Raw genomic sequence first — 12,136 nt, 5'->3', positions numbered from 1 at the left:
CTTAATTCGCCGCTGTCCGTAACCCAAGGCATGCGCTTTTTTGCGGCGGCCGCGACACCGATATGTGATGTGGTAGGCAAGGAAGAGGATAATCCTTATGGCTTGGACCTGACTCAGGAGCAAAGCGCGCTTAATTTTGCGGGGATGACAGTAGTGCCAATAGCGAAAAGGACTCATAGGTAGGGTATCCAGAGCCAACCCAATCAGGAGATGCTATTAAGATCTTGGTAAAAATTCCCTAGCTATTTTAATTAATTCAATTTTATTTTTTGCATGCATTTTGAGTTTTAACTTCTCTGTATAATCTTCAACAGTACGGTAAGACATATTAAGTGCTTTCCCAATTTCTTTAGCCGATTTTGTGGAAACAATATGGGTTAATATTTCCAGTTCTTTTGGAGTACACTGTTGCTTTAAGCGAGCTGAATTTGTGTTATCTTGCCCAGCCGAAGTTATTTCATCAGGGTGTATTAAGAGCCCTGACTGAATAAATAAGCTTAAAGCATTGGCAAAAGAATTTTGTTGGTCATTAAGAACAATAGAGCAGCCAAATAGTCCAATGATATTATTTTCCTTATTTAGTAAAGGAAATTTGAATGCCACACTGGGACGTTTAATATGATGTTCTAATTGTTCAAAAGGTTCATCTTGAACTATCATTTTTTTTTGTTGTAATACTATTTGATCGTGTTTGATGATCATTTCGGCGGATTCTTTTGTTGCAATATCACGAGCTGATCTGCCAACTGCATCATGAGAAGATGTAAAACCACAGCTACTAGCAGAATACTCATTTACGTTTTTAAGGATACTTTGTGTATCCATAAAGTAAACGCAAAAGGGCATATTCAAGAGATGAGAAACAGTATACAACCGTTCTCTTTCATTTCTACTTACCATATCAGGTCTAATTAGTTGAACACCGTTAAGATTTTTACGTATGAGTAAGTCACTACTGATATCGATTTTCATAGACTATAACCTCTAATAATCTTTGCGCACTAGTTTTAACTAATAGCCAAATACAAGAACAAATTAAGTAATTGTTCATTATTTTACCATTTATTTGTTAATTAAACATTAATATATATTGTAATTGATTCGCTGTGATAAATAATAGGCAATTTAGAAAATCGAAATTACGGGTTAAAAGTTAGCGCTTTGTGCTCTTGACTATTTGTGCCGCCCAGAAAATGGGGATTAGCTCATTTAATAATGACGAACTTTATACTCTAGAAAAATTTTAGGGATATTGCTTAGCAGAATGAGTTGACTCTTTGATATTTATAATTTTTTCTATATGATTTGCCAGGAATAATCATGAAACGTAAATACAAAAAGGATATTTTTACGATGAATAAAATTGTATCATTGACCTTAAAAAAACTATACCAACTTATTTTAAGAGTCTGGATCTCAGGGGTCAAAGTTACTTCTTACGCCTCTTTATGTGTATTTTCTGCATTTGCCTTAGCTGCTACAGAGCACGCAATGCCTTTGGATTCTCACTACTTGCTTGATTTAAGCTTTGGACCTGCTTGGATAAGTGGATCAAAGCAAAATCCACAGACATTCAAGCGACATACAGACTTAGAAATAACGTTTCTTCATAATAAAAGCAGCAATTCTCCTGTATTTAATGGTGAACAATTTCTTGGAGTTCAAAAAGCAGTTACATCAAACCTAATGGGACAGGTAGGCTTGGTTGCTGCTGAAACCAGTACCATTGCTTTAAATGGCAGTATATGGAATGGGATTAATTCTAATTTTCATAATTTCAATTATAAATTCAGGCTAAGTCATATAGATGTTGGGGTCAAAGGAAAGTTGATTTATGATTCAACATTCGCTATGAATCCTTACGTTAGTGCCGGTATTGGAATGAACTTTAACCAAGCTCTGGGACTAGGTATTTCTTCTCTTGATAATAATGAAGTTTACAATCCTTTTGTCGAAAATCAGAGTTCAAATTCGTTTATGTATCAGGTTGGTGCTGGGTTGCATGAGGCGCTGAATACCCATTGGTTGTTAAGTGTAGGTTATCAATTTAAATATATTGGGCAAACCCATCTGAATATAGATGGAGATCAGTTGAATAGCGGCAATCTTTATCTCAATGTTGTACAGTTTGAAATTGCTTATTTAAGATAAAGTAATAGGATAATAATCAATAAGACGATTAATGTAGCAGCATCAAATCCCAAAATTTCATGGGCATCCGTTTCATTCAACTTTGAATATTTGAGCTGCTATTTTTTTAGTGTTTCTTATTAAAAAATGACGCGTCAGGATCATTATAATTTCTGCATTCTTTAGAGTTTAAAGACTGATCTACTGCCATAATCAGAGCTGCCATATTCTTGTATTTCGAGATCATGAATCGTTTTAGTCAGTTCAGCAATCCTTGAGGCATAATCCTCATTATCAAGTTGCTGTTCTAGGTTAGATTTTTTATTTAGTAATTCTCTAGTCTCTTCCTCATTCCTAAACTCATCGAGTTTGAGATTGATATCCCATATTTTTTCCACGAGTTCGTTATTTTCTTTGTTTAATTCTTTTACAAGTAATCGAAGTTCTTTAATCCGATTAGGTATTGAATTACCCTTGGTTTTTTGTAAGTGATTGAATATATTAAACTTATTTTCTGACATAATATTGTCCTTTTTTAGTGCTCAGTTTAAATTTAGCTTTATTTCTTGTTCATCAGATAATTCTTCGATGGGAGTAAATCTGTCCTTCAGGTTTTTATAAGCATTAGCTGCTTTGTCATAATCAATCTTTCCCCCAGACAATATGGGGTTATCCCTTAATGGATGCCTATGGGAAGCTAAAGCTCGTTGAACATCATTGGCAGTGGGATTTGAAATAACTTTATCGCGTTCACTAAGGGGCGTATTGTATAATGCTTTTGTTATATTTTCTGCTTTTGACTCCATAAAAAAACCAATATTTGCATTAAATGACGCAATAGCATTTATCACTGCTTTAAATTCAGCGGAGTCCATAGCGGCGAATGCATCGTTTAAATTTATTATATTTTGTTGAAGGTTCTTAGGATTATTCTTTTTTTCTTCAATAGATTCAATTGTATCTAAAATAAATTGTGCTAATTGTGTATCTTTAGGATTCAACTGACCTTCGAGGGATAGAATTAATTGATAACATTTTTTGTATTCCGGCCAAATCACAGAGAGCCAATCTAATTGAGAAATTTCTTTTGTCAATTTGGCTTGAAGATCAGGGTTGAATACAAATACACCTGCTGATTTGAAAGTTTTAATTTGTTCCAGAACAGCATTCACAGCATTTTTAGCTTCCTGTGTTTTTAAATAGTCCTTAAAAGAATTATTTTGCAAGGCGCTTTGCTTTAAGATATCACGGCGAGCTTTCATTAAGTCACTAAAGCGCTTTCCTTCGGAAGGAAGATAGAACTCTGTAAAGGCTTCAATAAAGCTGTCTGGTAGTAAACAAATTTTCAGTATTGCTTCATTCACCTCAGTCCGAAACTGTTTTGAGTTAGACAGAGTCGGATTTACTATCTTGCTCTCTCTATTTTTGACCCATTTTACCGTATAGTCCAACCATTCAAAGGCTGGGAAATCCATTGGGTATGGCAGAGATGCTATTGTCTTTGGAGACAGGTTAAATGAGCGGTCCTCAGTATAATCAGTTTTTAATTCTGCAAAACACCAATCGCCATCAATTTTGATGACCCTGTTCTCCTCATCAAGACATATATTTCCGTTTTTTAAATCAACCTCCTCTAAGAATACGGAGCAAACCAAAGCTTGCCCCAAGCCGGTGAAGACGCCATTGCTAAAATTGTTTTGTTGGTTTAAGGGCAAACTTTTATAACCGGGTACTTCTTGAGACAGAACGTGAAGGGTGTGGTTCTTATCTGCAGCCAGACGTGTTTCTGGTTGGTGAGGGATGAGGAACCTAAAAAATTCCTGGGCCAGAAGTTCTATCTTTGCTGCCATAGGATCTCTCATTGTCTTACAAAACCAGGTTTGTTGGCTGTCAGGTAAGGTTCCTCGACGCGTCCAGTGGCTGCCTGTGTCTACTTGTTCTTCAATAAACGGTGTAAATGTTTTCACATCTATAGGCACGAAATAAGTCTCTTTTGATTGCATGACAGCTCCTGGTCGCGAATATTGGACAAAATGCGAATTAAATTTGCAATTCATGTTAAAGAGTAACATTCAGTTTCTTACCAGATGATTAAGGAAATATCGCAAATGCTGCATAAATACCCATCTAGAAGCCTAAAAAATGGTCAAATAATAATAAAGTCATACCAAGTGGGTTGAGATCAAAAAGATTTATTTTTGACCTTTTCAAATAACGTCGTGTTAAGGTGCATTGCAATCAAGCTTCAAGGAGTTTCCTGTAATGATTTTTAGAGAAATCGGGTGAAAGAGTTAAATTATTACAGTTAGAAAAAGTGCGATGAGGGATTTTCAATTTATTACAGTGATGGCATGCCCAGAAATAGTCAATCTCTCGATAGGATTGCCCAATCTCCTTATTGTAGTAATTAATGGCAATTTGCTTCTTTTTTACAGGGGGCCGTCCCGGACCGTCCCCGCTATATTTGCGATTTTTACGTATAGGAGTTAAGCATACCAAAATATAACTTCTTTAATCTAAAGGGATATAAATAGTTTTGAGGTATGGCTTATGGGTGGTTTGATATTATTTACATTTAATGGTACTAAAAAAACGCCTAGCAAAAAATCAGGAGATATAAGGATAAAGCCGGATGAATTTTGTTCAGACGAGGTTTATTGTTATCGAAAAAATGAAATGCCAATCACAAAAGAGCTTTTGGAAGAAGCTTTTAATATGATGGAGGGGCTGCCGCGCAAAAACGATGATATTATTATCGAGAGCCGGGAAGCGGCCGAAAATATTGATCTTTTCCCCAATAAATTCACGACTTCTATTGTTTATGGATTTCGGGTGTTTAACTATCCTCCTTCGGTAATCGCTTCTGAGCAATCTAAAAGGGATTGTATTGAGTATTTAAAACAGCTACCAAATTTTATAAATAAGGTTAATTTTAATCTCCAAAAAAAATTGAAAAATCCAGAGGATGTGATAAAGGCTATTCCAAAGCACATAACTCATTTCACCATCAATGCGGAAGTGATTGAAAATTGTACTTATGAAGAACTGATTCCTTTTTTTAGTAGTTTTCCAAATAATATAAAAGAAATTTCTCTTTTAGGAGGGAACCCACAAAAAAAACAGGCTATCGATGATAAAGTATTGCGTGATTTGATTATTAGATTACCTGTTTCTGTTAAAACGCTTACCGTTCCAAAAGATATGAGTCTTTTCTCTCTTACATCAGAAAGAACAATAGATTTGATTGAATACAGGAAAAAAGAATACTTCCCTGATAGCTATAATGAACTGACTCATTCGCCTTCAGAAGATTTATTTGAGAAGGCAAAAAATCTTTTAAAGGATTATACAAAAAATGACTCTTGGAGCCCGGGATTTGCTCTTTTTGCTACTTTTCACTGGAATCGGCATTATGCTGATAAGGTTAATGAAATACTTCAAAAAAGTAACAATCTAGATGATCTATTAAAAAGATTAAACAGGATAGAAATGCAAGAAAATTTTAACCCTACTGGTTCTCTAGCACGCCGAATATGCTATATAAAAAATATGCAATATCAGGCTCAGGAATTAAATACAGAAGTTGAGAGTTTAAATGCCGCAACCTATATTTAACCAATGTTGTTAGCAATTTTTATTGATTTAAATGGTGTGTCGCTAAGGATGACTAGTTAATTGCTATAATTAATTAAAGAAAGAGGGGGGAGCTTGTTATCTAACAATATCTAACGAGATGACCATGGACTCTAGAAATAAAGATGAGATTAGTAACAAAATAAGACAAGAACAAGCTGATGAAGATTCTACTGACTTAGCTGAATCCTCAACCAGTCTTATGGAAAAATTATTTTCCAGTGCTTGTTCCAAAAGAAAAAGTGGCGGAAAAACAAAAGATGGCATAATCTGTATTTTCTATTTTCGACAGAACCAGAAAAACCACCACCTTTTATCATTTAATCTTATGGGTTAAAAGAGGTCATTAAATTGGCCCAGTAGTTTATTGTGCCGCAAAAATAAAATGCTCATTAGCAAATGTAGGTCGATCCCTCAGGGCCCGACCTAGGCTTGCTGTAATTCAACCAAACTTCATAATGATGTTTATTGATTCCTACTCAGATGTAGTGGTTCATAATTATCGGAGACCCCAACTTTGGGTTGGTTGCCATTCTGGAGGCTCCGGCGGATATTTATTCTCAATATAGTCCCGACAGGTTCCGTGCCTGCTTATGTCTCTTGCGATTTCACTTCTTGAATGAGGCTCCATACAGGCCCAACTGGAGAGCAAATTTCCTACTAAACTTATGCAGGTAGCTTTAATTTTATGCTCATGAAGATAAGCTTGATCAATAAGTGCTTCGCATCTATCGGCCTCATTATTTAATCCGGAAGGTATATCGCCATCATCATTACGCAATCCAGAACTGAGAACAGCGTCTAATAAACCAGCACATATAAAAAACGTTATTGAAGTTGTCATATAGATTTTTGCTTGTGTTTTTGGATGAAAAAAACCAAACATGTTGCTCTCCTTAAAAGTTAGTGTCTGTGACGTGCAATAAGTACTTGATTTTAAAATAATAATCAATAGAAATTATTTGTTCGCCCTGTGAACTTTTCGGGGAATAAATCAGAGCGAGCATTTGGCTGCATTGTATCGTGTTCATTGTGTTTCCTGATGATATTCCAGAGTTTATTCCTAAAAAGCCTGAACATGTTATAAAGATAAAGGTTGGGATGATGGGTAACTCATTCCGAGTCGGCAACTCAAGCACATTCAGTGAGGTGCGAGATTATATGGAAATGCATCTCCGAACACGATGAACGCGACGAAAACGAAGAAAAAAGCTATACTGAATAGTGTAGTTTATGGGGGATTTCTAAATTGATAAAGAACAACTCGGAAGATAATCTTTCCGATATAATGCATGAGCCGATCGCTATTGTGGGAATAAATTGTCAGTTTCCCGGAGTTAATGCGGATATCGAAGATGTTGATGCATTTTATGAGATGTTAATTAAAGAACAGACTTCAATCAAAGAAGTGCCTGCAAATCGCTGGGATATTGACAAGTATTATGATGCTGATAGGCAGAAAGACGATAAAATAGTGAGTCGTAAAGGAGGGTTTTTAAATGATCCTCAGTTATTCGATGCTGCTTTTTTTGAAATAGCTCCCATTGAAGCAAAACAAATTGATCCACAACACCGCCTGTTTTTAGAAGTATCCATTCGCGCATTAAACCATGCCAATATCCCCCTTGATTCATTAAAGAATTCAAATACTGCGGTGTACTGTGGCATCTCTACTAACGACTACAACCAGCTGAATTATAAAGACAATATTAAATTTAATGCATATACCTATATTGGTTCTGCTGACAGTGCTGCAGCAGGCAGGCTTTCTTATTTTTTAAATTTAAAGGGACCATGCATCACGGTGGATACAGCATGCTCTTCCTCTTTATCAGCACTTTATCTGGCAACCACGGCATTAAGAAATCAGCAATGCGATATGGCAATTGTTGGCGGAGTCCATCTTAGTCTTTGTCCTGAAATTTTTATCGGCGTAACCAAGGCCAATATGCTATCAGCTCTTGGCCAATGCAGTAGTTTTGATGCTAAAGCCGATGGCTATGCACGTAGCGAAGGCTGTGGCGTAGTGGTAGTTAAACGGTTACGTGATGCGATTAAAGACAATAACCAGATCCATGCGGTGATCAAAAGCATTGTCATGAATCAGGATGGTGGTGGAATGGGCATGGCTGCCCCGAATATAGAGGCGCAGATTGCGATGCATCAATCCGTGTTAAAGCAAGCTCATTTAGCAGCAAGCGACATTGATTATATTGAAACACACGGAACAGGTACTGTTGTTGGTGATTCGGTTGAGTTTAATGCGATTCAACACATACACCAAGGCCAGCATGACAATGACAAACCGCTAATTATCGGTGCATTAAAAAGTAATTTGGGTCATACAATTTCATCATCGGGTATTGCCTCACTGATTAAAGTAATTGAGGCATTCAAGCATGAAACCATACCAGCAAACCTACATTACGCAACACCAAACAGCTCAATTGATCCAAAAAGCATACCCGCACTGATACCTGTTAAGGCGATACCCTTTACGCAACAACAAAATAAAAAGAGGTATGCACAAGTATCCAATTTTGGTTTTACGGGTACCAATGTGAGCGCCATTATTGAAGAGCCTCCAAGTTTCACAGCAAAGGAACCTATTGCGGATAACGGTGAACCGCTATGCTTTGTCATTTCAGCAAACAGTGAATACTCATTGCAACACATGATGGCAAGCTACTTACACTATTTCAAGGAATCCTCCAGCAGTTTGCGTGATGTGTGCTATACCTTGCTCAATTGCCGAGACCATTATAAATTTCGCTGCGCCATCATTGCAAAAGATAAAATGGAGTTAATTAAGACAATAGAGTCTAAAGATTATGAGCTGAAAAGAGTCACTATAAAAGAAGACATCAAAATAACGGGAAATGATGCCAATCAAATTTTCAAGCTTTATCTATCCGGGGCCAACATAAGACTAGATGAGCGTGATAATCAATACAATAAAGTTGATTTACCACCGTATTACTTTGATAGAAAACTCTATTGGCATGAACCTAGAAACAGTAGTGAGCAATCATCAATTAATGCGCCTCATAAGGTGGCAGACGATGCAATCGCCATTATAGGAATGAGCTGCTCACTGCCTAATGCACCTGATATTACTGCATTTGAACGCTTGCTTGAAGAAGGGCTGAGTGGCATTAAGGATATTCCAATCGATCGATGGGACAATGCAAAATACTATAATCCAAATATGGACGTCCCAGGCAAATCCTACGTTAATAAACTTGGATTAATGGAGAATATTAAAGATTTTGATGCAAATTTTTTTGGTATTAGTCCCCGTGAAGCGAAATTGATGGAGCCTCAACATCGAATTTTTTTAGAATGTTGTTATCTGGCTATGGAAAATGCAAACTACACTCCCAGTTCTTTGCGTGATAGTTTAACTGGTGTATTTGCTGGCGTGGGTCCCATTGGTACGGGATATTACCCACACCAAAATGAAACATTAAATTTTTATTATGTTACCGGCAATGGAGTAAGTTATATTCCGGGTCGAGTGGCATATGTTTTTGATTTTAAAGGACCATCAATAAGTTTTAATACTACGTGTTCTTCATCTTTAGTTGCAATTCACTATGCGTGTCAGGCCTTAAAAAATAAAGAAATCGATTTTGCCTTGGCTGGTGGCGTGAATGTCATATTAATGCCAGAGATAAATATAGCTCTATGCAACGCTAAGGCATTATCGCCCGATGGTCAATGTAAAACCTTTGACGCAGGTGCAGATGGTTATGTGCGCTCCGAAGGTTGTGGGGTCATTTTTCTTAAAAGACTGGCGGACGCGGTTCGCGATAAGGATAGGGTTTTAGCGGTTATTAAAGCCTCAGCAGTTAATAATGATGGAAAATCTATGGGCTTTACTGCTCCTAACGGTAAAAGCCAAGAAGAAGTGATGTTGCAAGCGCTGAAACAAACCGAGTTATCGAGCAGTGACATCAGCTATGTTGAAACGCATGGAACAGGTACTCCTATAGGTGATCCTACCGAGGTTCATTCTATTAATAACGTCTATGGATACCAGCGTAGTAAAGATAACCCATTATATCTCGGTGCGGTTAAAACAAATATAGGTCATCTTGAAAGTGCCTCTGGTATAGCAGGTGTTATTAAAACGATCATTAGCCTACAAAAGAAGAAAATTTATAAGAATTTAAATTTTAAGAAATTAAATCCCAATATAAAACTAGATGATACACATATCGCTCTGCAAAATATGGATTGGAACATGGGTTCAAAACCCAACTGCGCAGGGGTCAATTCTTTTGGCTTCAGCGGTACGAATGCCCATCTTATTTTGCAAGAATTTGCTGTAACGGCAGATCAAAGTCCACCTCAACCAGCCAGATTAAATTTACTGGTTATATCGGCAAAAACCCAAGCCTCATTAGACCATTTGGCAAAACGATATCAACAGTATTTAGAAACAACAAAAGATAGTTTTAGTGATGTATGTTTTACCGCTGCCACTTGCCGAGAACATCATCCTTATCGGTTGGCTGTGGTTGCTAAAAGCGCTGCTGAGGCGGGGCGATTGTTAGATATGGGCCAATTTGCCTCATCGCAGGGAAAAAATAATCCGTTTGATTTACACGACGATGCGGTACTAATGTCACTGCTTGCCGATTATTTGCAAGGCAACAATGTAGACTGGAGTTTATACTATAAAAATTGTGGTTATCGATTTATAAAAGTAACGCTGCCTAACTATGCGTTTGACCGGAGAGAATTTTGGTTTGAAAAAAGGAACTCTTTATTAAGTATCGATTTAGGACAGGCGAGCCCAATCTCTGGCAATGAATCTAATTTGAATCATCTCTATGAAATAAGCTGGAATAAACTTAATGTAAACTTGCTAAGCACATCAGATATACCTGATTTTTGGGTTATAGCGAAAGATGAAATGAAAGCGAAACAAGTATTTGGCCATCTTGTTTACCAGCGTACAGATGATGTGAATACATTAGAGAATATAGAAAATAAAAATATAATCTTCTTTTATGAAGAAGGGCAATTTACGGCGTTGTTTCATTGCTGTCAAAAAATGTTTAAATCATGCCCGAGCAGTTTTATATTAGTTACAGAAAATGCCTATAGCATTAATGATGAAAAAGTAAATCCCGAGCATACCATGGCGAGTGCTTTTTGGAAAAGCTTTAGAAATGAGCTCGGACTCAGTAGAAATTATGCGATTGACTTAGGTTCAAACGGCAATTTGAACAAGCTTTTAAACTATCTATTCTCTGCTAAAAATTTGGAAACTCAATTTGCAGTAAGAGATTCAATTTATGTCCCCAGGCTAGAAAAAAGACAATTGTCTCCTCCTCCTGAGCAACAAAAGACATTATTTGATAGAGAGGCAAGTTACCTCATTACGGGAGGCACTGGAGGTTTAGGAAAGGCATTAATTGAATATCTTATTCTTAGAGGTGCTAGACATATTATTATTACTAGTCGCTCTGAATGTTCAATGGATACAAAGGACTTGATTTCAAGGGCAAGAAAAAAACAAGTCTACATTAGGCATTATGCTGCTGATGCAAGTAATTATCAGCAAATGAAGCAGATATTTGAGCATGCTGAGCAAGATTCCAAACCTCTAAGAGGCGTGTTTCATCTCGCAGGCGTCATTAAAGATGGCTTGATTGTCAATTTACGCGATGAAGATATTCAAACTGTGTTACATGCGAAAATGGAAAGCGCCCAGATTCTGCATCAATTAACTAAAAATATTCAGTTGGACGTGTTTGTTTTATTTTCTTCCATATCGTCGGTGCTAGGATCAAAAGGGCAGTCAAACTATGTTGCTGCTAATGGATTTTTAGATGGGCTAGCGCATTTACGACATCAGTTGGGTTTACCCGCAATTGCGATTAACTGGGGTCCTTTTCATACGGTGGGGATGGCAGCAAATCTTACGCAAGCAATGAAACAACAAGGTTTAATTCCTTTAGATAAAGACAGTGTGGATATTCTTGATGTTTTATTGACACATCAGGTGACGCAAATTTCAGTATGCCCTATTGATAGAGATATTTATTTCAAAAACGCACCGAAACAAATGGAGTTTTTCGCTCAGAGCAGGGAGGCTCCTGCACCAGCTCAACACTTTTTAAACGCTCTTCGAGAGCATGCTCATGAAGAGCGTGTGGCTATGTTGAGTTCGGCTTTATGTAAAATTACTGCGGATGTTATGGGGATGCCGGAGCTGGATCAAACTGCAGCAAAAGATGATTTGTACTCAATGGGGATGGATTCATTGATGTATTTAGAAATTAGAAACCGAATACATGATAAGTTGCAATGCCCATCGCTTAGTATCCCCATCGAATATTTTCTTAATCACCCAAGCATT

Annotated in this window: 9 protein-coding genes; 5 read left to right on the top strand and 4 right to left on the bottom strand. The window is 37.0% G+C overall.

The window, feature by feature from the left end; all coding sequences use genetic code 11:
• Positions 1-183, top strand: a 183-nt coding sequence (locus BGO44_RS09345; protein ID WP_286823096.1) for a hypothetical protein, incomplete at its 5' end; no start/stop codon positions are given.
• A 33-nt stretch (positions 184-216) separates the two neighbouring features.
• On the opposite strand, the gene BGO44_RS09340 is transcribed toward BGO44_RS09345, so the two are convergent.
• Complete coding sequence (locus BGO44_RS09340) at positions 217-972, bottom strand: helix-turn-helix transcriptional regulator (protein ID WP_058510490.1); 756 nt, start codon at positions 970-972, stop codon at positions 217-219.
• Between the two features lie 381 nt (positions 973-1,353).
• Between BGO44_RS09340 and BGO44_RS09335 the strand changes: the two genes are divergently transcribed.
• On the top strand, positions 1,354-2,151 hold the full coding sequence (locus tag BGO44_RS09335) for an outer membrane protein (RefSeq protein ID WP_157070716.1): 798 nt from the start codon (positions 1,354-1,356) through the stop codon (positions 2,149-2,151).
• Between the two features lie 161 nt (positions 2,152-2,312).
• Here the strand turns inward: BGO44_RS09335 and BGO44_RS09330 are convergent, their stop codons facing one another.
• Positions 2,313-2,651: a hypothetical protein gene (locus BGO44_RS09330; protein WP_058510488.1), complete on the bottom strand. Its 339-nt coding sequence runs from the start codon at positions 2,649-2,651 to the stop codon at positions 2,313-2,315.
• A gap of 21 nt (positions 2,652-2,672) precedes the next feature.
• The gene (locus BGO44_RS09325) at positions 2,673-4,133 is read right to left on the bottom strand and encodes a hypothetical protein (RefSeq protein ID WP_058510487.1); all 1,461 of its coding nucleotides are present in this window, start codon (positions 4,131-4,133) and stop codon (positions 2,673-2,675) included.
• Between the two features lie 547 nt (positions 4,134-4,680).
• Here BGO44_RS09325 and BGO44_RS09320 point away from each other — a divergent pair.
• Together BGO44_RS09320 and BGO44_RS09315 are read left to right on the top strand one after the other, a co-directional pair.
• Positions 4,681-5,745 carry a DUF5617 domain-containing protein gene (locus BGO44_RS09320; protein ID WP_273201598.1) on the top strand — a complete coding sequence of 355 codons (1,065 nt, stop codon included), beginning with the start codon at positions 4,681-4,683 and terminating at the stop codon, positions 5,743-5,745.
• Positions 5,746-5,869: 124 nt separating this feature from the next.
• Complete coding sequence (locus tag BGO44_RS09315) at positions 5,870-6,100, top strand: hypothetical protein (RefSeq protein WP_286823092.1); 231 nt, start codon at positions 5,870-5,872, stop codon at positions 6,098-6,100.
• A gap of 162 nt (positions 6,101-6,262) precedes the next feature.
• On the opposite strand, the gene BGO44_RS09310 is transcribed toward BGO44_RS09315, so the two are convergent.
• The gene (locus tag BGO44_RS09310) at positions 6,263-6,649 is read right to left on the bottom strand and encodes a hypothetical protein (protein WP_058510484.1); all 387 of its coding nucleotides are present in this window, start codon (positions 6,647-6,649) and stop codon (positions 6,263-6,265) included.
• A 363-nt stretch (positions 6,650-7,012) separates the two neighbouring features.
• On the opposite strand from BGO44_RS09310, the gene BGO44_RS09305 reads away from it, so the two are divergent.
• On the top strand, positions 7,013-12,136 hold a 5,124-nt coding region (locus BGO44_RS09305; RefSeq protein ID WP_502688217.1), incomplete at its 3' end, for a type I polyketide synthase.

Origin of the sequence: Legionella sp. 39-23 (assembly GCF_001897665.1) — a bacterium.
GTDB lineage: Bacteria > Pseudomonadota > Gammaproteobacteria > Legionellales > Legionellaceae > Legionella > Legionella steelei.
The sequence above is the reverse complement of the archived record's forward strand: the minus strand, read 5'-3'. Positions and strand labels throughout refer to the sequence as shown.